This window comes from Pseudomonas sp. DC1.2 (genome assembly GCF_034351645.1).
Taxonomy (GTDB): Bacteria; Pseudomonadota; Gammaproteobacteria; order Pseudomonadales; family Pseudomonadaceae; genus Aquipseudomonas.
Map to the genome: position 1 here is coordinate 5647973 of NZ_CP133782.1, position 22779 is coordinate 5670751.

Genomic DNA, 22779 nt, shown 5'->3' on the forward strand with positions numbered 1-22779 from the left:
TCGCTCCCTTTCAACACCGGTTACAGGTCCAATACCAGCGGTTGCGCACCCTGCGCCGGCACCGCACAACAAATCAGCACCTGCCCGTCCTCCGGCATATCGCCCGGAGGCTGTGGATAACTCACTTGTCCACTGATCAGCCGGGTCTTGCAGGTCCCACAGGATCCGCCTCGGCAACTGAAGTCCGGGCGCAAGCCGCAGCTTTGCGCGAACGTCAGCAAACTACCGCTCTGCGGTTGCCAGTTCGCTTGCTTGGCGGAGCGTTGGAATACCACGGGCACCGCGGTCGTTGCCGCCGGTGGTTGTTCAATCACCACCGCGTCGGGGTCGAGTCGTCGGCGCAAAGTTGATGGACCGAACGTTTCGGCGTGAATCCGCGAATCACGGATGTCGAGGTCCCGCAGGCTCTCGTACATACCTTGAGTAAAACTGCCCGGGCCACAGAGGACAAAATCCAGCTGATCGTAGTCTTCGACGTCGAGGATGGTGTGCAACAGCGCGGTGTCGATGCGTCCAGTCAGGTCGAAGTCTTCGCCCTCACGTGCCTCGGCTTCCGGCTGACTCAAAAGGCGCAGCACACGAACGCTGTCACCGGTCTGTTGCAGCAACTGATTGAGCTCTCGGCGAAACGGTTGCTCGGCCAAGGTCCGCGAACTCTGAAAGAACCAGGTCGGCCGAATACGCCGCGTCCGCAGCCCTTGATAAACCACTTCCCGCACCATCGATAACAAGGGCGTCACGCCGACCCCAGCGGCTAACAACACCAGCGGCCGAGGTTCATGCGGCGCCACGGTGAAATGCCCTTGAGGGGCACGGACTTGCACTAGATCGCCCACGCGAACCTGCTCATGCAGGTGCGAAGACACCCGCCCTTCACGCTTCACACTGATACGAAAAAAATCATCGGACGGCGCACTCGACAGGCTGTACGTGCGGATATGCACCTCGCCCTCAATCGTCACGCGCAGCGGCAAATGCTGACCCGCCTGGAACACCGGCAATCCGCCATCCCCAACCGGCTCAAGATAGAGCGAACGAATGCTGTCGCTTTCCCGCTCGATCCGCGCCACCCGTAGCGAACGCCAGCGGTCGCCGAGCGCGTGGGCTTGCAGACGAGCCGCCACCTGCGGCCAAGTGCCGGTCATCAGACTGTTGGGCGACATGCCATCGAACCGCCAGCGCAAAGCCACCGCGGCCGGCCGCCGCACCAATTTTTCAACCTCAAATGTCCACAGCCGCTCGGCGCCTTGAAAGGCTTCGATGTGCGGACTGTCGAGGATGATCTCGGTGCGACCGCTGAGGTGTAGCAGGTCGCCGGTCTCGAAATCAATGAACAACAAACCGGCCCGTGGATTGAGCAACAGATTGCCCAGGGTATTGAAATACAGGTTGCCGGCGAAATCCGGAATGGTCAGGCGATTGCCGTCGATGTGTACGAATCCTGCCTGGCCACCGCGGTGCGAAACATCCACTGAACGTTGGCCATCGACGTCCACATAGCTGGCGACAAAGAAGGTATCAGCCTCACTGATCATCGCTTTGGCCGCCTGATCCAGCCCCTCAAGACGTTGAGCGCTGCGGGTCGACGGGTCCGCCAGTGGCACCGAGCGAAACTGGCGCTGTTGGATGTATTGCGGGCAATTACCAAATGATTGCACCACCGTCACACCGAAGCCGCTAGCGGTCATGCCCCCCACATGGCCGTTGAGACGGTTACGGCGACGGGTGTGCAGTTCGATGCCCAACAGACCAATCGATGCACCGTCGTGCAATTGCGCAGGGTCATCGCTGTCAGGCAGGCTGTCGATCTGCAACAGCGTCGGCTCGGGGGAATGAGTAAAGCCCGGTGGTCCCTCAAGAAGGCTGGCCCACGGGTTGCCATCGGCATCCACTGCGCCGTACAGCATGAACGGCAGTTGCCGATAGAAGCCACGGTGTTGGTCCGGTATCTCGCTGCGCATAATCTGACGCCCGAACGCTTTCATTCGCTCGGCCACACCGGCATGCGTCTGCAACTGCTGCTCGCCAGCGTGCCAGGGTGAACGTTCCATAACGGCAACTCCTCGCGCCTGTCAGGCGGTTTTTTGCAGCCCAGCGACGGTGCGCGGCATGCCGATAAACCCCGGTAACGCTTCAATCCGTACCAGCCAAGCACGGATATTGGCGTAGTCCTCAAGCGACACATTGCCTTCCGGCGCATGGGCGATGTAACTGTAGGCCGAGATGTCAGCGATGGTCGGCTCACTGCCAACCAAGTAGTGAGTCGTGGCCAGTTCCTGATCAATCACCTTGAGCAACGCGTGGGCGTTCGCGATGACCTCCTGCGCGTTGTAAGAGGCACCAAACACGGTGATCAGCCGGGCGCGAGCGGGGCCCGACGCAAGGGGCCCAGCAGCCACCGACAACCAGCGCTGCACCTTGGCCGCGCCGACCGGGTCAGTCGGTAACCAGCGACCGTTGCCATATTTTTGCGCCAGGTACACCAAAATCGCATTCGAGTCCGCCAGCACCACGCCCTGATCATCAAGGACCGGCACCAGGCCAAATGCATTGAGCGCCAGGAACTCCGGCTGTTTGTGCTCGCCTTTGGCCAGGTCGACGAAGATCAGTTCGGTCGGCAGTGCGAGCAGCGACAGCATCAGCTCCACACGATGAGCGTGGCCAGAGCGTGGAAAGTTGTAGAGTTTGAAGGTGTGCATGGTCGGCATCCTTTGGATGGCGCCGCTGGGAAGGATCGGCGCCGAGGGAAGCCATCATCTACCCGCCGTAAAAACAACAGAATAGGCAGGTAACGCAATCCATTATTTCATCCAGTGCAATAACTATCAGGCATGAAGGGCCGGATGCTCGCGCAGCATGCTCACTGCAAAATCCACGAAACTGCGAATTCGTACCGGGGCGTTGCGTCCGCCCTGGTAGACCACATGAATCGGCAATGGCGGCAGCTCAAAGTCAGCCAGGACAATTTCCAGGTCACCGGCAGCCACCTTGCTCGCCACTTGATAAGACAGGACACGGGTCAGGCCCAGGCCAAGACACGCGGCACTGATAGCCGCCTGATTAGCGGTCACCACGAGTCGAGGTTCCGGGCGCACATTGAGCGGTTGGCCGTTTTCAAGAAAAGACCAGTTTCTAAACTGGCCGACGGACGAGGAGGCGATCACCGGCAACCGTGACAATGCTTCGGGGTGCAAAGGCCTGCCATGGATCTGCAGGTAAGCGGGTGAGCCGCAGACCACTCGCCGCACTTCACCGACGCGAATCGCGTGCTGATTGCTGTCGGGCAATTCGCCGATGCGCACGGCGACATCAATGCCCTCCTCGACCATGCTCGCCACGCGATCCAGCAGCAATGCATTAATGCTCACCTCAGGAAACTGTTTGAGATAGCCCACGATCACGGGCGTCACAAACAAGTCACCGAACAAAACCGGCGCCGTCACCGTCAGTTGACCACGAGGTTGCGCATGACTGCCCGCCGCCGAATCCTCGGCTTCCTGCAACTCAGCGAGAATTCGCCGACAGTCTTCCAGGTAACGCTGCCCCGCCTCACTCACGTTCACGCTACGGGTGGTGCGTATCAACAATTGCGTGCCAATACGCAACTCCAATGCCGCCACCGCCCGAGTGACGCTGGCCGCTGATAACCCTAAACGCCGCGCCGCCGCCGAGAAGCCTTGCTCCTGAACGACGGTGGAGAAAACCTGCATTTCCTGAAAGCGGTCCATGGGCATGTTCCCTGTTCAAATAAAAAAACCGCAGCCAAAGCTGCGATTTTTTGCTGGTCAACAACATAGCTTGTGATACCGACTGCATGCACCTTGGATTGATCCATGGAGTCGTTTTATCAGCCATTTTTATGCGTACCTCGCCGCGAAAGCTCCAACATCAGCAGCGTGAACGAGATTACGGGTTTCAGCTTGATCAAAAGAAAACCCCTGTGAGCTCAGGGGTTTTGCGTCATGTCACAGCTACTTTTTTAGAACCCGAGGTGATTTTTGAGAATTAAAACTGTCGCAGAAGGCCCTCGTTTTTCGCGGCGTCCAGCTCGTTTGCGAAATATCGCAAAACTGTCGCAACCTCCCCAAAAGCCGGTCAAGGCGAGTGCTCTAGAGAATTAAAACTGTCGCAGCCATAAACGACGCGGCGTCCCGCCCGATCAAGAGTGCCAATCGGGGTAAGGGCGATCCTCGGACTGACGGCTGACCGTCCTTGCACTGTGGGTGGTCAGACGCAGTTCCCTTCAACACCCGAGCTCTGGTATCAAGCGATGGCACAAGGCCTTCCACCCAAAGCCTGAGCGAACTATACTGTTTATATATACAGATTCATGTACGCGTTCCATCCTCTCTCGTCTCAAACAGATTGGAGCAATTGATGCCAACAACCGACTTCATGGACTTCAAGACCTTAGCGGACATCCAAGGTCACTTTGACATTGCCCTCGATCTGCTGCTTAAGAAAGAAAATTTCGGGCACGGGGAGTGGCCATATAAGCTCTATCAACGTGAAGCAAGCTGCCAGTATGAAAAGCTTGGTAAGCAATGTGGTCAGCCTCACCAGAAAGGTTACGTCGTCAGTTGTACTGATGGTTCAGTGGTTCTGATCGGCAATTGCTGTGCCCACAAGTACCTCAGCCTAGATGATGAATCGCTCAAAGCAGGCTTCACGCAGCTTGATGCGAACCGGCGGCAATCAATCCGCCGTCGGAGAGTGGAATCCCTGCTCAAGAAGCGGCAATCCTACGTAGAGCAGGGCAAAGCCCTTCACATGCACCACCGGGATGTGCAAGCTCGAATCTCAGAGCTCTACAACGCGCTCCCCCGGCAGATTTGGCAAAAACTAATCGAACGCTGGAAGGCTAATAGGCTGGAGGTGATCTGGGAATATCAGATAACCAAGACAGGCACCGAGAATGGCCGGAAGGTTGTTGAAAGAAATTGGTACCCGAGCTCCTACGGCAAGCTCATCGGTTTGGGAGCGTGGCTTGAGTGGGACCATCAAATGTACGCCGGCCAGATATCGGATTACCGTAAACAGCTCGAGCTCATCCCGACCAAAGACCAGTTGACGAACGCTGAAATCGATCATGCAGAGGCCACTCTCAATAATGTGGCTGCTATCACGAGCCTGGAGCGAGAGCTTGGAGCTATGTCCAAAATGATGAGCGATTTTGTCGAACCATCCAATTTGGTACGTGCAGTTCAGCTCACCAGCAATCAAGCCGTTCGGGCGGAGACCGTGATCGCTGTGCACCGTTTGACGGGGGAAACTCTTGCAACGACGCCCGAGAGGTTCGTTGCGGATATTGATGTAGAGCTCAAGCGCAAACACGAGGCAACCGGATTACGTATTCAGTAGTGAAGAACATCAGGACGTAGGCGCTAATGCTGGATGGCCATCGTCCCATTTCACGGTTCAATTGTGACCATAACTACAAGCTGCGAAGAAGGATAATCGTGGATGTCTGGCAACATGATTCCCTTTGGCGAGTGTGGCGGGCAGTTGCTCCAGGCTGACGAAGTCGCCAATGGACTGAGGTGCGTATGCCCTAAGTGCCATCGGGCTTTGGTGGCGGCGAATGAGGGCACTAAAGTCTTTCCCTATTTTCCCCAACAGCAGAGCGCCTCCGAGGGCGGTCATCCGGCATGCGTAACACGTAGAGCCATTGAGTTGATTCTTGCGGAACTGCCGGAGCTGGATCGAAAACGTTCTGGAGAACGCAGGCCTAGCGAACTGATGGAAACACCGCACTCACTCGTGTGCCGGTACAGCACGCGAGCGAGCGCCCACGGGCGTCACTCCTCGAACAGTGCCTTGGCGGGCAAACGCCGACGCCTGAGGTACATCCACACCGCCATGATACTCAACGCACTTAACGGCAGGCCGTGGAACAGCACAATCACCTGCGCCGGGCTCCAGGCCAGATAGAACGGCCCGACGATGAGCATTCCCACGCCGAAGCCGGTCATCTGGATCAGCGTCAATAAGCTGAACAGCGGCAAACGTAGCGCCTCAGGTTCACGCTGGGCACGCGATATCAAGGCCACTTCGGCCATTCCATCGCCCACGCCCGCCCAGACAATAAACACCAGCGCCAGCCACAACTGCGCCTGCTGGAAGGTCAGGATGAAGCCAGTCGACATCAGCGCGACTCCGACCATGAACAAGCGCTCCATGCCTTGAATGCCGCATCCTTTCAACAGTGCATTGGCCAAACGCGCCCCGGCAAACTTGCCGCATGCCCACACTGCCAATAAATAGCCCATGACCGTGTTCACGGTATCGGGGGCAATGAGCTGAGACAGCACCGGAAACCCGACGTTGTGTGCTGCACTGCCCAGGGTATCAAGCAGGCTGATGAGCAACATCGCCGCTAGCACAGGCGTACTGCGTAGCCCCTGCTTGAGTGCGTGCCACTCTCCCGACAGCCCTTTGTGCGCCACGGGAGATACCGCATACAACGCCCGCAGCGGAACAATCAGGATGGCGGCCAGCAAGTAAGTCGCGATATTGGTTGCAAAGACGGCCTCAAATCCGCCTTCTGCGATCAACAATCCCGACAGCAGGCTGCCGAATATTGCTCCCGTGGCGGCCGCGGACGTCAGCCAGGCATTAGTGTTCACACGCAGGCCGGGGGCAACCCAGGTAGGCAACTGGCTATTGAGGCCGATCGCAAAAAGGGAATTGCATAACCCGATGCCGAACGCGATGAAAGGCAGGATGCTCAGCTGGTGGGCCGGTGCCAGTAAGAGCAACGGAGTCAATAGCATAGCTCTGGAGAGATCCAGCCCGGCCAATGCGCCTCGTCCGGGAAAGTGCCTGAAAAAGCTGATCCCGAACAGGCTGGCGACAATGCCGCCCGCGACTCGACACGCCAGGAACACACTGACGAACACCACGCTTTGGCTTAGCCAATAGACGTAGGTCGATAAAGCCACCATGTTAAGAAAGGCACCAAAATCGGAAACGCCTCTGGCGAATACGATCAGGCGTCCGTTGCGGGCGGACCGGGGAAGCGCAAGGTCGTCATTGAGCATGACCCGCACCCTCTACGTTAGCGGGCAGGCGTCGGAATCCGACAAGCAGCAGGTCGCGGCTGGCGGGCAGATCGCCGCTCAATGGGAGAACCAAGCCGGCGCGGTGGTAGACCTTGCTGTCGTTGATCGCGATGGTTTCCAGGAAATGCTCCATGGGCACGCTGAGCAGACATCTGTCAGCTTCCTGCGAGGCGTAGATCTCAGAGACCACAGGCACCGTATTGCACGCGTCGATGAAGTGCATGAACACCCAGTCAAGCCCATCCTGATGAATCCCCGAGGTTGTCGGGCTGCCGGTTGGTTTATCCGCCTTGACCCGAAACTGGTGGATATCAATGGCGTACATATGCTTGCCTAACTGCGGACCAATAGCAGCAATGTCGGTGGCCAGAAGCCGCTGCAAGAGCGGATGGGAGATAAAACCTTCCTCTGAATAACTCAGGGCATTCACCCCTTGGCGGTACTCAATTGGGTAAACGACCGAGGAGGCGTAATTGGCATCTCTGTTCATCTGCAAATGCCCGTTGGGCGCTAAGCGATAGCGCAGAATCCGCCGCTCGCGGTGGGTGTACTCTCTGAACGCCTCGTCCCGGACCAGGTTCGACCAGTAGGCCCGGAAGCTGTGTTCCTCCTCTTGCTCGATGTGCAGCAACTCGCGGAAGTGACGTCCATGCCAATAATGATGCTGGCTCAAGTGAGCCGAAATCTGTGAGCTATCCATAGCGCTATCCTGCGGAGGGGTCGATAACTGCGTTGAGGTTTTGCCGGACCGCATCATGCAGTGCACAGGCGTGGGCAACATCGTCGACTTTGGCCCAGCATTTGAGCAGGTAATGCTCTTCAATATCGGCGTCGAGATAGCCACCGGCTTCCTGCACGGCGTATTCCACCACAGCCGGGTGATCGTCCAAGTACCCTAGCCCTTCAAAACCTTTGAAACAGCCACTGCTTTCGGGATAAACCGCCAGCATGGCGTAGCTTTGCGTTGCCGCACCGACTTTGCGTTGCACGGTATCAAGCAGCGTGTCGACTGCCGGATCACGCAACAGCAGGGAGACATACAGCTGATACGGATCGAAGCCTGCGAGATCGCGCAAAGCGGCATTAACGTACAACCCACCCAATCGGGGGTTGATCTCAATGACCACAGGCCCCTGCTCCGTCATGCGAAATTCGAAATGCGCGAGCGCGTCAGTCAGGCCTAATGCCTGCAAGCAGGCAGCGGCGTAACTGCGGATCTGGTCACACTGCTGCGCCGTGAACGAAACAGGAGGCGTAATCAACAGATTCTCCAACACGGTGCCGCTGCGCTCTGTCAGCAGTAGCTTTTCGTTGATCAGCACGGGATAAATTCGATTGCCCGCCGCCACACATTCCACCGTGCCTTCAACGCCCTCGATAAATCCCTCAAGCATGAGGCTTCGACCCGGAATGTACTCACGTGAAGTCCCGTCGTCGTTGGGCAAGGTATGGGCGCACCCGTAGAAATCGGCACATGCGGCTTCACCGTGACGCGCGACAAACTGCACATAGTGATCTCGCAACTGCGCCCAGTTCGAACAACGCTTGATAAAAGCCGACGCGCCGCCAAACGCAGGCTTGGCAATCAGCGGGTAGCCCACCCGGGCGGCGCCCTCTTCCAGCTCTTTTTCATCATTGCACAGCGCAAAAGGAACTGAGCGCAACCCGTGCTTTTGCAGGGCGCGACGCATCAGGTACTTGTTGTTGCACGCGGCTATGGCCTCGGCCGACGCAGAAACCAGACCGAGCTTTTGGCACACCCTTGCGACGATACAACCCACTTGCCCTTGGGCAGAAGCATGTCCCGCATGACAAAAGATGGCTCGCACGGTGTACCGATCCTGAAGCTCGTCGACCAGCTCTAAAATAGTTTGCTCGCTCAGGGTTTCAAGCAAGAACACCTCGTCACTGTCCTGCTCCAACCGTTGCAGTTGGTTGCGCCCACAGACTCCTGCGATCAGGCACAGCAGCCCTTGCAAGCGAGCAGCGGCAAAGTGTGGTTCACGGTAGCGATAGCGCACAGAGGGGCCGTCGTCGATATCAATAAACAGAATAGCGTCTTGCTTCATCGTTGTTCACCACGTCTAGTCAAAGGCTGCTCATGCATCGTGCCAACTGCACCGATGACCGTTCCAACTCTGGAACGTGTAATAACGCTGACCATCGCGCATTTCAAAGCGGGGCAGCTCATCGGGCTTATCGAAATCCATGATGGGCACCGTGAATTTGCCTTGGGCATGGGGAAGCACGTATTCAGGCATGGCGATATTGGAAACGCGCCGTTTGAGGCATTTCATCAGCGCGATCGCGTGGCTGATAGACGCTTTGTATTCACTGGCACCGGGAGAAAACGGCATGAAGTGGTATAGGTAATAGGGCTTGACGCCCATGCGGTAGAGATCGATGAATAGTGTGTGAAGCGTCTGCTCATCGTCGTTGACGCCGCGTAGCAACGGCATGTTCGAAAAGACGATCGGCACTACCGACTGAATACGTTTAACGGCACGTGCAAAGTCGTCACTCAATTCAAGCGGGTGGCAGACATGTAGGCCGAATGCATTGACCTTGTATTTTTCCAGCATCGCCACCAGCTCGTCGGTCACGCGAAACGGGTTGAAACTCAAGGCCCGCGAGTGGATACGAATCAGCAGGTCATCACTGATCGAGCGCAGCGCCGCCAGGTTTTCCTCCAGCTTGCGATCGGACAGCATTAACGGATCGCCACCGCTGAGAATGACTTCCTCAATGGCAGGCGTATTACGGATATATTCAAGGGAATCGAGAAAAGAGTTGGTATTGGCGTTGGGCTTCTCGGTCCCCACTTGCAGAGTCCGCAGCGCCTCGAAGCAGAACTGACAATAGGCGTTGCAGGTATTGGTCATGCGCAGGATGACGCGGTTATCGTATTTATGCTGGCAGATCGGTGTTTTCATTTCATGGTGCAACTCCCAGTTCTCAGAAATACCATCGTAATCATCCTGGGCAAGTTCGTTCCAGTAGGGCACTACCTGCCGCCAAAGTGGATGTTCCAGCACACTGCCAGCGTTGCGCGACCGCATGATCAAATCAATATAGTAGGGCGTGATCTGCAACTTGCGTCCTTGTAAGTTGTGCACGATATGGGCCGTCACGTCGTCGCCCCAACCGCCGCAGGCCTCACGCAGTGAGCGCTCATCGCGCACGGCGTTTTTCTGTTGCCAGCGCCAGTCGCTCCATTGGTTTTCAACATGGATAACCTGATTGATTGTCGTCATTGACCGAATGCCTCCCTCAGTAAATATTTACAACACGGTAGTTAATATCGCACTGATCAGAACGTGCGGGCGTGGCTAAAACCAATGAGTGAAACATCGACTCAATTGTTCTATTTGAATAGTGGTCCGCCATTGGGGACCGAATACTTATGTCTGGCGTAAATCGCGCAAGGTAGGAATTTTTTCCCGCGCGCTGACCCAAAATGCCGCGTCGGGTTCAACCTGGATCGTCGCGACGCCGCGTCGCAATCCTTCCGCCAACGCCGGCATTGCCATCAGGGCGGATTCCATATCGGCACGCGCTGCTTGGGCGTCGGTAAAGTGGGTCAAATCACCCGTTACACACAGGTGATCTTTACCCGCATCGCCGCTGGTCAGTGTCAGCTGCAGAGCGAATGGCTGGCCGCAGTGCTGCCATATCGTTTCGCTCACCTGGGATAGGCTTAATAAATTACCGCAGAAGTTAAAACTTTTATCACTGCGCCCGTGCAACACCAAGGTGCCGACCCGCGGGTTAGAAGTGGGTAATAAAGTCGCCAGGTCTCCGGTGTCATAACGTAATACCGGAACCCGAGGTGCTTTCAAGTCGCTAAGGTACAACTTGCCTTGCTCATCAACTTCCGCCAATACCCATTTACTCAAGAAATCATAATGTCCCGGCGGGTGCTCGGGAGTCGATACGCCTACCAATCCTACTTCGGTATTGCCATAAATACCGTAAAACGCGGCGTTTGGCCAAACCGTACGGATATAGCGCTGCTTGGCCGCGGAGAAGGCCTCGCCAATATAGATAACCTTGCGAATATCCAGCTTCACATGCGCCTGCACCGCCCAGTGCGCGGCTTGAATAATACCGCCAGGTGTTGCCAACAAGGCCGATACGCCGGCGTCTCGGCATATCTGCAGACAGGTTTGAGGGCAATCCTGTGCGTCCAAACGACCAACCGGCAAAAGGGTGCACCCAATGGGTTCCAATAAACGCGAAAGCCCTTCATATAAACAACCAAACCCGCCAGGCACCAATAAATTGGCCACCACATCGCGGCTGGAAAATACCCGCTGCCCTAGAAAGCGGCGGATCTCCAGAGAATAAGCATCACGTAATTCGCCGACGGCATAATCACTGGCAACCACTAAAGGAGAGGCCGTGGTACCTGATGAACTGATCAGATAGCACTGACGCAAACCACCTGCCTGTCGAAGTTTCTCCGATCGCTCATGCAGATCGGCTTTTGAAGCCTGAGGATAAAGCCGGTCGAACTGCTCATAGTTCAGCACTCGCGGATAGCCCGCGTAACCGGCATCGTGATAGTGCTGAACCATTCGGCCGAACGACTGCGTATCAAAAAAAGAGTGATTGATCATGCAAGCTGTCTTCCCTGCAGGGTCTTGCTAAAAATAGGCGCGGTACTCATCCCTGAGAAACTGCCACGCGGTCGGCGTTAATGCCGCACCGTTCAAGACGGTCTCGGTCCATCGTTCAAATGCTGCCAGGTCGTCCCAAAGAACCGTTTCGTCTTGATGGGAAAACGCCGCATTCATTGATGACGAAAACAAATCGGTGGTGGTCTTGAAGCGCTCGCCCACTTCGACTGAAGCCTGAAGCCCGATGAAACTTTCGAGCGGTGCAAGCGCTTCGTCTGCGCCGTTGAATACACCCGGCGCCATACTGATGACGTCACTGATAATGCCGCGCCTGATCAGCCTGGCTGAACCGACCTCGCCGCCCCCTGCAAAACTGGTGGCGTATAGTTGACCCAACAAATGCGGCTCATAACAATGTTCGAACAGCATCGGCGTAATGGTCCCGTGCAACCGCGCGCCGACTTCGATCATGACCGGCCCAGCCGGACTATCAAGCAACTCCATATGGATCGCGCCCGTATGAATACCCAACGCGCACGCGGCCTGTTGCGCGTAGGCGACCAGCGCACGAAGACGTTCGCAGTCCGGGTCCAGTAAAAAGGTAAACTTCTTCACGAAGGGGCAGCTATCAATTCCCAGTTCATCGCACCGAATATAACGACAGACCGATGAAACAACGTACTTGCCCGCCTGCGCCACCATGTCGACAACGTACTCTTTGCCGGTGATGAATGGCTGCAGCACAAAGCAGTCATTATTGGACCATGTCGATGAAAAACCGCCCCAATCCGCGCCCAGAAAAGCCCGCTCCAGTTCAATACGGTTGCGGCAAAACACGACCCCTTCCCCTCCTGCGGAGGATTGCGGTTTGAATACACAGGGATAAGCCTCCCAACACGGGAGTAGCGAGAGGGCCGCCGAGAGTCCGTCCAGCACGCAAGTCGGTATTGCGGCCAAACCGGCCTGTGCGAGCGCCCGGTGCATGGCATCTTTATGACGACGGAGCCCGGAGTGCGCCGGGTCATTGCCCGTCAGCCCGTGTCGCTGGCTCAGGCGCTCGGCAAGCGCAACGCCGTTTTCGCTGCCGGCCAGGATAATATCGAACGGCAGTTCCTCCGGCCCCGGCACCTGCTCGGCCGAGATGAAGATGCCGTGATAAAGCTCGGCGTTGAACTCACCTTTCTTTTTCTCGCTCAATGATGGCATCCGGCTGACTTTATCCATCTCGATGACGGCATAACAGTCGACACCTTGTGCCTTCAAATACCCGACCAACAGGTTCGCATTGGAGACGGGGTTGGTTATCAGACAGCGCTTGGTCATTGGTGTTAACCCCTGCCGATCCCGGGCGGTAAGTGGTGAAATCTTTCCGGAGAAAGCGTGATATTGAAGTGTGATTTGAGCAGGCCGATCAATTCGTCAAGCGTGCGCGCGGTATAGCTCGTGCGACGCTTTGCGTGAACACACACCAACGTCCCGTTCTGCAGAAGATCGCCGCCTTCCCAATGAGGCCGGGCACAAATGAAATTGCCGGCAAACAGTGAAGTGGGTGAATGGGTGTTATAGAAGTGCGTGACACGAAACTCTTCATAGGGATAGTCAGCATCCCGAACCACCAACAAACCTTGCCAGGTGGACTGGCCCCTATCAAACCGGACACCTGCACCCCGTTAAATTGATGCCGCTGCCAAACGCCTAAACTCCCGTGGTGAACGGTATTTCAGCGCGCTGTGCGGATGCTCCTCGTTGTAATGCTCAAAGGCAATCGTCAGGTTACGCAAGGCTGTTTCCCGGTCAGGTTTGGGCATGTGCGCGACGTAGTCGCGTTTCATCGTTTTGACGAAGCTCTCGGCCATGCCGTTGCTCTGCGGGCTACGCACCGGTGTGGTCACCGGTTGCAAACCGATCTGTCGGGCAAACTGGCGTGTCTGTTCAGCGATGTAGGCCGAGCCATTGTCGCTCAGCCATTGCACCGGGGTGGCAGGCGCCTCTTCACCGAAGCGTTTTTCCACCGCCTCCAGCATCAGATCACGGATATCGTCGCCGCTGTACCCGGTCGGGCTGGCCACCCAACCGATGGCTTCGCGGTCGCAGCAGTCCAGGGCAAAGGTCACGCTCAGCTTGGCGTTATCATCACAGCGAAACTCAAACCCGTCCGAGCACCACCGGGTATCGCTGGTGGCCACGGCAATTCGGCCTTCGTGACGGCGTGCCACACCCGGTTGTTTAATCCGTCGCTCCAGCAGCAACTGATGATCGCGCATGACGCGATAAACCCGCTTGACGTTGATCGGCGCCTGACTCTGCTTTTCACGCCGACGACGCAGCAACCCCCACACACGGCGGTACCCGTAGCTGGGCAGTTCACTCACTTCAGCCTGAATTTCTTCGACCAGTGCGGCATCGTCCAGCGCAGGGCGACGCCGCTCGACCTGAGCATTTGGGTTGAGTCGAACCGTCAATTGCGAGCGCGCTACACCGAGACTTTCACTGATCAGCTTCACTGGTCGTCCCCCGGCAACAAGGGTGAGTGCGCAATCCATTTTCGCGACCGAGCAATCTCCACAGCTTCCTGAAGGATCTCGACCTGCATGGTTTTCTTGCCAAGCATGCGCTGTAGCTCGCGGATCTGCTTGAGCGCATCGGCCAGCTCGGAAGCGGGCACCACGCTCTCCCCAGCACTGACAGCCGAGAGACTGCCGCTCTGATAGAGCTTGCGCCACTGAAACAACTGGTTGGCATTCACGCCATTCTGTCGAGCCACCACCGAGACGCTTTGCCCCGGTTGCAGGCTCTCGCGAACCATGGCCAGTTTTTGCTCCGGGCTCCAGCGGCGACGCCGCTCCTGACCCAAAAGCTCCCCACCCTTATCGTTTCTATTAGTCATATACACAGTCGTTTGCCTATCCCTTATGTTAAGGGGGAAACGGTGTCCTGTCTTTCAGGGGGCTCGTCCACCAGGACTCACCGCGCAGGTACTCCACCAACCACTCCCGTGTGACCAGCCGTTTGACACGGTAACGATGACAGCCCTGCACTTGCGTCACCTGATCGTCACGTTCATCCAGTGAAAGCGGCCTTATCGGACCACGCAGGCCAAACCCGACATCACACAGCCAGCGCCGTCCCTCCACATCGACCAACAGCGCCATATGGGTGGACAGCTCCCGGCATACGCCATTCTGAAAGGTCTTGGCCAACGTGCGTCGGACCTGGAACCCAAGGCTGAGCAGTGCTTGAGCAAAAATGCCATTCATCTGTGTGCAGCCGCCGCCCCGCTGTTCGTGGACGATTTTCTGAGCTACATCGTCCAGCAAGAAAGGCACCTGAGCATCCAGGAAGCCATCCGCCATATCGAAGGGAATATGGGCGATGTGCGCCTCATGCAACCGGGCTAGGCAGGCAAAATCCGCCCCGACGGCATTCGGCCCGCCCAATCGCTGAAAGTATCCGGCCAACCATGGCGGGCTTACCGACTGCACAGCGGGGCTGACTTTGAAGGTCTCACCCCACATTTTCGCCATTCCCTACACGCAATACAGTGCCCAGAGTGGACAGTTGTCGAGTGGCCAGCAAACACACGATTTGTGCAACTTCATCCGCTGTCATGACGCGCCTTGCAGGTATCGACTTCAGGATCTCTCTGGCCTGCTCACCGGCGAACGTCTGAAACATGTCCGTGTCCACGAAGCCCGGCGATACACAGTTGACGCGGACATCGAAGCGCGCAAGTTCAACTGACAGGCCCAGGCTCAAGCGCTCTATCGCCGCTTTAGCGCAGCCATAGGCCGTGTTGCCCAACTTGATCTTTTGCGCGGCCACCGAGCCGATATTAATGATATTGCCGTGGCGCGCCTTCGCCATGAGCGGCGCGAACACTTCACAAAAATTCAGGGTGCCGCCAAAGTTGTTGGCCATCACCTGTGCAAACGAGGACGGCTCCTGACTCAGAAACAGCCCGTCACGTGTAATGCCTGCGTTATTGACCAATACCGAGGGCAGAGGATAGTCGATGAGTTGCGCCTGGAAGCGCTCGACCTGGCCCCGATCGCTACCATCAACGCGTGCGGTGATGACGCGTGCGCCGAACTCGCCAGACAGTCGGTCAGCGGCGGCCTCATCGTTTTGATATGTGGCGAAAACGGTGAAGTCCTGCGCGATCAACTTGGCGACGATCGCACGGCCTATTCCCCGCGTTCCCCCGGTAACGATAGCGATATCAGTCATACATGACGCTCCCTCGGCAATGTATAGAATGTGAGGTTTTCAGGATAAAACCGATCTCTTTAGCCTCTGGAAGATCAAGCCCTGAAAACTGCAACTGCAAACAGGCGCCCGGCGTTATCGGCTTGATGAAAACCACACGCTTGACCCGTACCGCACTCTGCGACAGTAACTGTCTACAGCATGCCAGCACGAAGCCGACCGTGAACGCCCCTGGAACAATCGGATAGCCCGGAAAATGCTCATCAAAAATCGGCGCAACGGCATCCACTTCAACATGCACCGTAGTGTTTGAGTTGATCAATTCGAGGGCAGTATTGAAAACCTCATAGCGCACGGTTTCGCTCTCCTTGAGCCAAGTAAACTTCCGGGTACTTCTGGGTAAAAACAACTGCACACAGAATGGTGAAGTAAGACATCAGCAGATAAATCGGCCAGTCGTCCAAATCAATCAAACTTGCCAAGCCAAACCCAAAGTTAAGCGTGAATACCGCGTTCCACACCAACGTAATTTTTTTATTGATATGAATGAACGGCGGCGTATTCCAGAATTCCCGGGGTGTTTCCAACCTCGCATACTGCAACGTAAAGGGTTTACCGACGCAGTAGGACACCCACCCTGTAATAGCCAACAAGCCATAAATCAAAGGCTTGGTAAATGATAGACTGAAAAAACTGGGTTGAACATAAGAGACGCCGGCGATCAAAACAAAACCACACGCGACACTCCAGTCAATGACGAACTTATTTTTCAAGCTTTTATAACAAAGCGCCACCAGCACCAACAATGACAATAAAGCAGCTTCAACATAATTCCCGGTGCGCCACTCGAGAAAGTACGGAAACAGCAAGGGTGGAACAAGCAGATTAATCATCACGAAGTCATCCCACAACAGTAGAACGCATTAAGTGTCGGCACGCTGCTCATTCATGGGCCGCAGGGCCATGACCGTAACTGAGCACAACAGATCATTATGAGCCGCTGAGACGGCCGATGAATAAATCTGCACAGTTCCGCCCTGCTGCTCCCTGGAAACCTGTCCGAACAAATAACCGATTTGCCGAATGTCGGCCGTACTCAGTTGACGCAGGGATACCGGTAGAAAGCGCTCACTTGCGGCGCCTGCATCCACCGTCGCACGCACGCACCGCACCGCGAATTGATGACAAAGTTCTACAGTGACAAGGGTGGCGTCAAAGCGTGACAGAAACGTCGCCAGCAAATCCGGATCAAGCCGAACGCGAAAAAGCGGTCCGTGCCTTTCCAACTCTGGACACAGATCAAGGTAATTCATGCCAAGTACCCTCATCGCCTCATCAGGCTCTTTATTATTGAAAACTCAGGGACTCGTTCATTTCTTGTTTGCACAGGCAACGTCAACTTCGCTGTGACGGGAAAATGCATTCAGGATCGACAACATTTTCCACGCCCGGCCGCACAACAATCCAATGGTTAAACCCGAGGCAGCGCCTATCAGCAGTCGCATTGGCAAGGAGCCGGCAAATAGGGGGTCTGTCGCCTGTTGATAGCCGATAAAGTATTTAATCGCGAAAAAAAACATCGATAGCACCAGTAACTTGAATGACCCCGGTACCGAGATAGAATGACGAGCCTCACCCTCGGTAATACCGTGATAGTCAAACCACCGCATAGCGATCATCCCCCCCACGAACACGCCTGCTATCCAACTGCCCATCGACACCCAGGGTTGAGTGGCATAGTCCATGGCCATCAAGGACCAGGCTACGAATATCGCCGGGCTGAGCAACAGTGAGCGACGGGTTTCATTACTTTTGAAGCACGCCATTACACCGTAATAAAGCAGCAGAAAAAAAACGGCGTAAACCCACAGCGGTGTTTCGCGCAATATGACTAACATGGTATCCCTCAATCGTAGGATCGAACGCCGTAGATGGCACTGCTGATCGGGCAGCCTGAAAGGTGAGTGAGCAACTCCAACTGTTGTTGGCTGGGTAAACCTACCGGGCGATAAATAAACTGTTTCCAACCCTCGGTATCGCGCAACACAATTCGAAGTTGCGGCTTGCGGCAGGTATCAAGAATGCGCTGCAGGACGTTGGATCGTCCGGAAACCGTCATGGACAGCACAACGACATCGTATTCACCGTAATCAAAATCCGCGCCGTCAGCCTCGACCAGACTTAAGCGCTCACGGGGTATATCCAGTGCGCTGAATACTACGTCCAGCCCTTGCCGCGCTCGCACAATCGCCGTGGGGTCAATGTCAATTCCCGTGACGACAAACTCGGTTTTCTGCACATACAGCAAAATACTCAGCGGCATGGCGCCCACACCCACTTGGCACAGTTTTCCATGGTGGGAGTCGAGGCCAGTGAGTTCGCTGCTGACCATACGTTGATAAATGCGATAGAAAAACCGGCTGAGTGGACTGCTCTCAGTCAATAACGTGTTCCATTGATGACTCAGCGCCGACTCAAAAAGCTGCTCTATTTCCAGCACTTTGCGCTGGCAGTCTTCAATGCGGTATCGTTCAGCACGCTCTGAGTGTTCGTAAGGGGCGATACGTTGATAGCTGTTCAGCAAGATCAACAAATCCGAATACGCATGAAAAAGCTCATCCAGCCACCCCGCTTCTGTTGGGATGGCCAGCAACCTTTCGATACGCCGTCCTGGCTCAGCATCCATTCAGGCAACTCCAACGCGCGGGCGCTCATCACGCAGTGCTGGCAGTTTTTGTCGTGCGTTGAACTTAAATCGCTCGCGTCCCACGATGGATACCTCGGCGACGCCACGCCGCAGTGCTTCGCCAAATTTTGGAATCTGACTCAGCGCCGACTCCACTCGCGCCCGTAAGCCTTCATCCACTTCAATGTCCGGCAGGTCCAGAGCCACCTCCACGCGGTCCCGACCCTGTTCGGCCGGTTTGAGCGTGACCTGGCACCACGTTGCATCCACGTCTGCAACCGCAAGCTGTTGACGGACCTGGTCCAGGCGGATTTTATGTCCTCCCAGACTGAACTCCTCGCCCACCCTCTCGCCAATGGTCAAGTAGAACTCAGGGCTGGCGGGTTCAGAAAATAGCGCGCCATAGTCGCCTATTCTGTAGCGAATAAGCGGCACGACCGGCGCCCTCAGATCGGTCACCAATAACTCCCCTTGATCGCTGATTTCGACGAAAAACCAATCGGAGAGCAGCAGATGCTGGCCGGGGCCCATCTGTGGCGTGTTGATCGCGGCGAACCCCAACTCCGTTGCGCCATAAATGCTGTAAAAATGCGCGTCGGGCCATTGTTCACGGACAAACGTGCGCTTGGAGGCGTGAAAGGCTTCGCCAACAAACACCACTTTGCGAACCGGCAGCGACACGCCCGCCCGCAATGCCGCTTGCGCAACCTGCACAATGCCACTGGGAGATCCCACCAGCACATCGACGTGAAAGCGTTCCAGCAGATCGAGCAAGAGCGCATCGTTGGCCAAGGTATCCGGGCGGCCCACGGGGAGAATGGTCACCCCGATGCTTTCGAGCAAACGGCACATGCCCTCATAACTGTTTCCCAGGCCACCTGCTGTCAGCAGATTGGCAACGATGTCATCGGCACTGAAGACATGCTTGGCCATCGCGACACGCACTTGATAGGGATAGCTGTGTTCTGTGACGCCCTGCAAAAATTTATTCGCAAGAATGACAGGGCCGCTTGTCGTACCGGAGGTCGACACCACATAACAACCCTGCATTTTTCCCGCACCAAGCAACTGCCGTCCCGAGGCCGACAGTGCACTTTTATCCATGACGGGATAGGCGTCGACAAACCTCTGGTAATCCTCGACTGGCTCAAGCGCGCCAGGGTAACCATCACGCAGGTAACCCATGATCATTTGATTAAACTTATCAACTGGAAAATCTGTCCGGCGTTGGATTGTTTGCATCCTGCAACCCCTTATTAGGCGTCAATTCGGCGAAAGATCATTGAGGCTGCCAGTCCACCCATCCCAAACGAGTTCTTGAGACAGTATTCGATGTCGGCGCTCTGCGTCTGACCTATTATGTTGGCCTTGCACTGCGGGTCCGGGGTCTCAAGGTTGCGCGTCCCCGGAATGAAGCCTTCCCTCAAACCAATCAGGGTATTGAGTGTTTCCATGGCCCCTGCCGCGGCGATCATATGCCCGTGCAGTGATTTATTGGCGGTGACCGGCACTCGCTCCGATAACACTGAGCAAATAGCAGCTGACTCGTGCAGATCATTCAACACGGTTGAGGTGCCATGGGCATTGACCAACCCTATTTGACTGGGGTTGAGCCCGGCACTGGCCAGTGCCCGAATCATTGAAAGTTTCATCTCCCGGGATTCAGGATCGGGCTTCACAATATGGCTGGCGTTCATGCTCGCCCCATACCCGACGATTTCCATCAAAGGCACCGCGCCTCTCCTGAGCGCATGGGTGTAACTCTCCAATAAGAACAGCACCGCGCCCTCAGCCGGCACATAACCTGAACGGCGCGTATCAAAGGGACGCGACAAACCATCAAACGGTAATGAAGCGTCGGTGCAAATCACATCGACCGATTCGAGGCCGATATAGTGCTCGGGCGTTACTTTGGCGCTGGCACCGCCGACGATAGCGGCATCCACTCGCCCGCGAGCAACCTGTTCAAATCCCGTACCAATTGCCTGCAGTGAAGCCGCGCACAGCCCCAGGTGCACCATGCTCGGGCCATGGAATGGAATCTGCGCATGGACCTGACGCAATACCTGAGTTGAATCCAGGCGGGCAAAATCACTGATGCGATAGTGCTTTTCCATCATCTCGGCCATATTGGTAAATGCCTTGTCAGCGCCCCGCTGCAAGTCATAAACAAAATCAACGGTTTGATGGATATCCGGAACAGGTTCATCAACGCCCAGGAAACATCCAATACGCTGCGGCGAGAAATGACTCAGGTCCACACCGGGCCATGCCATTAATCCCTTAACCGCATTATTGATATACAGCTCGTCCCAGGAGCGACTGCGTTTTGATGTGGACACGCGCATGTTGCCAACCTCTGGCACGCCCGCGAAATGGCTTTTGAACGAAGCCGTATCGAACTTCTGTATTTCACGAATGCCGGATGTACCGTCACGCAATGCCGCAGTGACCGAATCATAGGTATTGCCCAGAGGCGTACAACAGCCCAAGGCGGTGATGACCACGCGTTCTCTCATGACGCGTCTCCCGATACGGGCCGGTCGATAGGCAGATGTTGCAACTTTTTGATTACGGCGCACGCACAGCCGATGCCGATCCCCATGCCATTGACCAGTAGTGTGCGGCCAACTTCAACGCTCTTGTCGGCCAACGCACAGGCAAGGTCCACAAGGCCACTGGTACTTCCCGCATAACCTGTATAGGGTTTGTAACGACGAATATCGACGTTCGGGAGGGCCTTGAACACCGCTGCATTCTCGACCTGACGCAGGTTAGGCGCGCCGTTGTCATACATCACAACCACTGGTTTTTCGCCGATCACTGCAGCAGGCAAGCCGCTGAGCAAGGCCTCCCAATCCGCCTGCTGTGAATGGATTTTCCCGTCGAAACGACTATGGACAGAGACAATCTGCGCAAGCGCGACATGACCGGAGCGTTGCAACAGGGCGGCATTTTCCAGCATCAATGCAACCGCGCCATGGGTAACGTTGACTTTATCGGTTTGCGACCGGTGCGGGTCCGACTCAATCAGACCCATCTTGCGGAACGCTTCAAAGTTATCAACTTTGATCATATCCCCGACTCCACACAATAAAGCGCCTCCCTGCGCCTCGTCCTCAAGTTTGAATAGCGCATGCTCCAATAGGGACAGCCCGCCCAGTGACATACTGCGCAAGGGATAACCCCCTCCGATAAATCCGAAGAACTTGGCAATGTGGTACAGGTTATTAGTCGGCAACTTTCGAAATAACCGAAGTGGATGAACGCTGCCGGCAACACGTCCTAACACCGCGTGTACATCAACTGCCGTCAGTTCCGGGCGCTTGATACGGTATTCGTAAAGAATTTCGTAAAAGTCCCGGACGGTTTCAGCGGTGGTATAGACATTAATAAGCGCACGCGCCTCTTCGCTAAAGGCAAGCTGTTGTTGCGCCATTGCACATGCGGCATCCGCGACTGTAAGGCTGTATATTGCTGCGTCGGATAATATTGCCCTGTCTTCACGGGCAATACCTTTTGCCATCTGCGCAGACAAAACCGCAGCCCCTTTGGACGCTGCTTCAGCGGTTACAAAAGCGGCCTCTTGCCGAGCGATATCGGCCAGGTCTAGCCCGGCCTGACGTACGGCGACTCCAGTCAAGTAAACACTAGCCATGAGCGAGTGCCTCTAGACGCCGGGAACAGAACTCCGGTGTCCAGAAACGACCAATCTTATTCGGCTCAACCACATCGCTATCCGCAACTTGCAGGATGTCGCGAGCCATCTCCCGCCCGCGGACGGTCCACTGACTGTCCACGCACAATGCTGGATCCGCCATCATTTTATGGAACGGCCACAAGTACTCTGGCTCCACATCGGGGTTGATCTGCGACTTGACTTCAAAGCAGAAGTCGATGAAATCAATCGACGTAAATCCGATTTGATCAAATGACTGGTCACTGGGAATTGACTCTGGACCATCCAGAAAAAGAATGTCTGCTGCGATCTCTTTTATTTTGACCAAGTACATATCAATCACACCCCTTCATCCATGTTTTTCTAAAACTTGAGCGGCAGAAAAGACAGTCGACTTTGTTGTTTTTATGATTGGATTCAATAAAGACTAATCAAATAGATATAACTCTGTCAAAATTTTTTACAAAGATTTTTTACAGCCCGACGAACGGCAGCCACTAATTAAACGACGATAAAATACGCAGCACT

22 protein-coding genes and 1 pseudogene are annotated in these 22779 nt (G+C 55.7%); 1 reads left to right on the forward strand and 22 read right to left on the reverse strand.

The annotated features are described in order from the left end of the window. Window positions 1-20: 20 nt before the first annotated feature. The 3 genes from RHM68_RS25705 to RHM68_RS25715 form a co-directional block, all read right to left on the reverse strand. Window positions 21-2051, reverse strand: coding sequence for a pyridoxamine 5'-phosphate oxidase family protein (locus RHM68_RS25705; protein WP_322219781.1), 2031 nt, complete (start codon window positions 2049-2051; stop codon window positions 21-23). 21 nt (window positions 2052-2072) lie between these two features. Then, a complete protein-coding gene (locus RHM68_RS25710; protein WP_322219782.1) occupies window positions 2073-2699 on the reverse strand; it encodes a glutathione S-transferase in 627 nt (208 codons plus the stop codon). A 126-nt stretch (window positions 2700-2825) separates the two neighbouring features. Continuing rightward, on the reverse strand, window positions 2826-3728 hold the full coding sequence (locus RHM68_RS25715; RefSeq protein WP_322219783.1) for a LysR family transcriptional regulator: 903 nt from the start codon (window positions 3726-3728) through the stop codon (window positions 2826-2828). A 649-nt stretch (window positions 3729-4377) separates the two neighbouring features. Here RHM68_RS25715 and RHM68_RS25720 point away from each other — a divergent pair. Next, window positions 4378-5361: a hypothetical protein gene (locus tag RHM68_RS25720; protein ID WP_322219784.1), complete on the forward strand. Its 984-nt coding sequence runs from the start codon at window positions 4378-4380 to the stop codon at window positions 5359-5361. Between the two features lie 437 nt (window positions 5362-5798). On the opposite strand, the gene RHM68_RS25725 is transcribed toward RHM68_RS25720, so the two are convergent. The 19 genes and pseudogenes from RHM68_RS25725 to RHM68_RS25810 form a co-directional block, all read right to left on the reverse strand. Continuing rightward, window positions 5799-7040, reverse strand: coding sequence for an MFS transporter (locus RHM68_RS25725; RefSeq protein ID WP_145337365.1), 1242 nt, complete (start codon window positions 7038-7040; stop codon window positions 5799-5801). Beyond that, window positions 7030-7761 carry a 2OG-Fe dioxygenase family protein gene (locus RHM68_RS25730; protein ID WP_322219785.1) on the reverse strand — a complete coding sequence of 244 codons (732 nt, stop codon included), beginning with the start codon at window positions 7759-7761 and terminating at the stop codon, window positions 7030-7032. Before RHM68_RS25730 ends, RHM68_RS25725 begins: the two co-directional genes overlap by 11 nt. 4 nt (window positions 7762-7765) lie before the next feature. After that, the gene (locus RHM68_RS25735) at window positions 7766-9130 is read right to left on the reverse strand and encodes an ATP-grasp domain-containing protein (RefSeq protein WP_322219786.1); all 1365 of its coding nucleotides are present in this window, start codon (window positions 9128-9130) and stop codon (window positions 7766-7768) included. A gap of 30 nt (window positions 9131-9160) precedes the next feature. After that, window positions 9161-10315 carry a KamA family radical SAM protein gene (locus RHM68_RS25740; RefSeq protein ID WP_145337362.1) on the reverse strand — a complete coding sequence of 385 codons (1155 nt, stop codon included), beginning with the start codon at window positions 10313-10315 and terminating at the stop codon, window positions 9161-9163. Between the two features lie 147 nt (window positions 10316-10462). Continuing rightward, window positions 10463-11680 (reverse strand): hypothetical protein, encoded by a 1218-nt coding sequence (locus tag RHM68_RS25745; protein WP_322219787.1) that lies wholly within the window; start codon window positions 11678-11680, stop codon window positions 10463-10465. A 27-nt stretch (window positions 11681-11707) separates the two neighbouring features. Continuing rightward, complete coding sequence (locus RHM68_RS25750) at window positions 11708-13003, reverse strand: ATP-grasp domain-containing protein (RefSeq protein ID WP_322219788.1); 1296 nt, start codon at window positions 13001-13003, stop codon at window positions 11708-11710. A 5-nt stretch (window positions 13004-13008) separates the two neighbouring features. Continuing rightward, window positions 13009-13308, reverse strand: a pseudogene (locus RHM68_RS26845) (arylamine N-acetyltransferase); the annotation flags it as partial. Window positions 13309-13350: 42 nt separating this feature from the next. After that, window positions 13351-14567, reverse strand: a protein-coding gene (locus RHM68_RS25755) for an IS3 family transposase (protein ID WP_322216042.1) whose coding sequence is annotated in 2 segments (ribosomal slippage) — window positions 13351-14222 and window positions 14222-14567 — 1218 coding nt in all. Because the reading frame shifts where the segments join, the coding sequence is not laid out codon by codon here. Window positions 14568-14595: 28 nt separating this feature from the next. Continuing rightward, window positions 14596-15195, reverse strand: coding sequence for an arylamine N-acetyltransferase family protein (locus RHM68_RS25760; protein WP_322219789.1), 600 nt, complete (start codon window positions 15193-15195; stop codon window positions 14596-14598). After that, complete coding sequence (locus RHM68_RS25765) at window positions 15185-15907, reverse strand: SDR family NAD(P)-dependent oxidoreductase (RefSeq protein WP_322219790.1); 723 nt, start codon at window positions 15905-15907, stop codon at window positions 15185-15187. Before RHM68_RS25765 ends, RHM68_RS25760 begins: the two co-directional genes overlap by 11 nt. Next, the gene (locus RHM68_RS25770; RefSeq protein WP_322219791.1) at window positions 15900-16241 is read right to left on the reverse strand and encodes a hypothetical protein; all 342 of its coding nucleotides are present in this window, start codon (window positions 16239-16241) and stop codon (window positions 15900-15902) included. Before RHM68_RS25770 ends, RHM68_RS25765 begins: the two co-directional genes overlap by 8 nt. Further along, window positions 16231-16782: a hypothetical protein gene (locus tag RHM68_RS25775; RefSeq protein WP_145337356.1), complete on the reverse strand. Its 552-nt coding sequence runs from the start codon at window positions 16780-16782 to the stop codon at window positions 16231-16233. Before RHM68_RS25775 ends, RHM68_RS25770 begins: the two co-directional genes overlap by 11 nt. A gap of 27 nt (window positions 16783-16809) precedes the next feature. Continuing rightward, a complete protein-coding gene (locus RHM68_RS25780; RefSeq protein ID WP_322219792.1) occupies window positions 16810-17199 on the reverse strand; it encodes a hypothetical protein in 390 nt (129 codons plus the stop codon). 57 nt (window positions 17200-17256) lie between these two features. Next, a complete protein-coding gene (locus tag RHM68_RS25785; protein WP_322219793.1) occupies window positions 17257-17772 on the reverse strand; it encodes a DUF6622 family protein in 516 nt (171 codons plus the stop codon). Between the two features lie 20 nt (window positions 17773-17792). Further along, complete coding sequence (locus RHM68_RS25790; RefSeq protein ID WP_322219794.1) at window positions 17793-18572, reverse strand: nicotianamine synthase family protein; 780 nt, start codon at window positions 18570-18572, stop codon at window positions 17793-17795. Further along, window positions 18573-19814, reverse strand: coding sequence for an AMP-binding protein (locus RHM68_RS25795; protein ID WP_322219795.1), 1242 nt, complete (start codon window positions 19812-19814; stop codon window positions 18573-18575). 14 nt (window positions 19815-19828) lie between these two features. Then, window positions 19829-21091: a beta-ketoacyl-[acyl-carrier-protein] synthase family protein gene (locus RHM68_RS25800; protein WP_322219796.1), complete on the reverse strand. Its 1263-nt coding sequence runs from the start codon at window positions 21089-21091 to the stop codon at window positions 19829-19831. Continuing rightward, a complete protein-coding gene (locus RHM68_RS25805; protein WP_322219797.1) occupies window positions 21088-22230 on the reverse strand; it encodes a hypothetical protein in 1143 nt (380 codons plus the stop codon). The genes RHM68_RS25800 and RHM68_RS25805 overlap by 4 nt, the downstream gene beginning before the upstream one ends. Then, complete coding sequence (locus tag RHM68_RS25810) at window positions 22223-22585, reverse strand: phosphopantetheine-binding protein (RefSeq protein WP_322223950.1); 363 nt, start codon at window positions 22583-22585, stop codon at window positions 22223-22225. Before RHM68_RS25810 ends, RHM68_RS25805 begins: the two co-directional genes overlap by 8 nt. Window positions 22586-22779 lie beyond the last annotated feature (194 nt).

Excerpts from the sequence above, each read along its gene's own strand:
- RHM68_RS25800 (WP_322219796.1), bottom strand. The coding sequence starts at position 21,091 with ATGAGAGAACGCGTGGTCATCACCGCCTTGGGCTGTTGTACGCCTCTG.
- RHM68_RS25720 (WP_322219784.1), top strand. The coding sequence starts at position 4,378 with ATGCCAACAACCGACTTCATGGACTTCAAGACCTTAGCGGACATCCAA.
- RHM68_RS25810 (WP_322223950.1), bottom strand. The coding sequence starts at position 22,585 with ATGTACTTGGTCAAAATAAAAGAGATCGCAGCAGACATTCTTTTTCTG.
- RHM68_RS25760 (WP_322219789.1), bottom strand. The coding sequence starts at position 15,195 with ATGTGGGGTGAGACCTTCAAAGTCAGCCCCGCTGTGCAGTCGGTAAGC.
- RHM68_RS25735 (WP_322219786.1), bottom strand. The coding sequence starts at position 9,130 with ATGAAGCAAGACGCTATTCTGTTTATTGATATCGACGACGGCCCCTCT.
- RHM68_RS25705 (WP_322219781.1), bottom strand. The coding sequence starts at position 2,051 with ATGGAACGTTCACCCTGGCACGCTGGCGAGCAGCAGTTGCAGACGCAT.
- RHM68_RS25730 (WP_322219785.1), bottom strand. The coding sequence starts at position 7,761 with ATGGATAGCTCACAGATTTCGGCTCACTTGAGCCAGCATCATTATTGG.
- RHM68_RS25805 (WP_322219797.1), bottom strand. The coding sequence starts at position 22,230 with ATGGCTAGTGTTTACTTGACTGGAGTCGCCGTACGTCAGGCCGGGCTA.
- RHM68_RS25710 (WP_322219782.1), bottom strand. The coding sequence starts at position 2,699 with ATGCACACCTTCAAACTCTACAACTTTCCACGCTCTGGCCACGCTCAT.
- RHM68_RS25715 (WP_322219783.1), bottom strand. The coding sequence starts at position 3,728 with ATGGACCGCTTTCAGGAAATGCAGGTTTTCTCCACCGTCGTTCAGGAG.
- RHM68_RS25725 (WP_145337365.1), bottom strand. The coding sequence starts at position 7,040 with ATGCTCAATGACGACCTTGCGCTTCCCCGGTCCGCCCGCAACGGACGC.
- RHM68_RS25745 (WP_322219787.1), bottom strand. The coding sequence starts at position 11,680 with ATGATCAATCACTCTTTTTTTGATACGCAGTCGTTCGGCCGAATGGTT.
- RHM68_RS25750 (WP_322219788.1), bottom strand. The coding sequence starts at position 13,003 with ATGACCAAGCGCTGTCTGATAACCAACCCCGTCTCCAATGCGAACCTG.
- RHM68_RS25780 (WP_322219792.1), bottom strand. The coding sequence starts at position 17,199 with ATGAATTACCTTGATCTGTGTCCAGAGTTGGAAAGGCACGGACCGCTT.
- RHM68_RS25795 (WP_322219795.1), bottom strand. The coding sequence starts at position 19,814 with ATGCAAACAATCCAACGCCGGACAGATTTTCCAGTTGATAAGTTTAAT.
- RHM68_RS25790 (WP_322219794.1), bottom strand. The coding sequence starts at position 18,572 with ATGGATGCTGAGCCAGGACGGCGTATCGAAAGGTTGCTGGCCATCCCA.
- RHM68_RS25740 (WP_145337362.1), bottom strand. The coding sequence starts at position 10,315 with ATGACGACAATCAATCAGGTTATCCATGTTGAAAACCAATGGAGCGAC.
- RHM68_RS25765 (WP_322219790.1), bottom strand. The coding sequence starts at position 15,907 with ATGACTGATATCGCTATCGTTACCGGGGGAACGCGGGGAATAGGCCGT.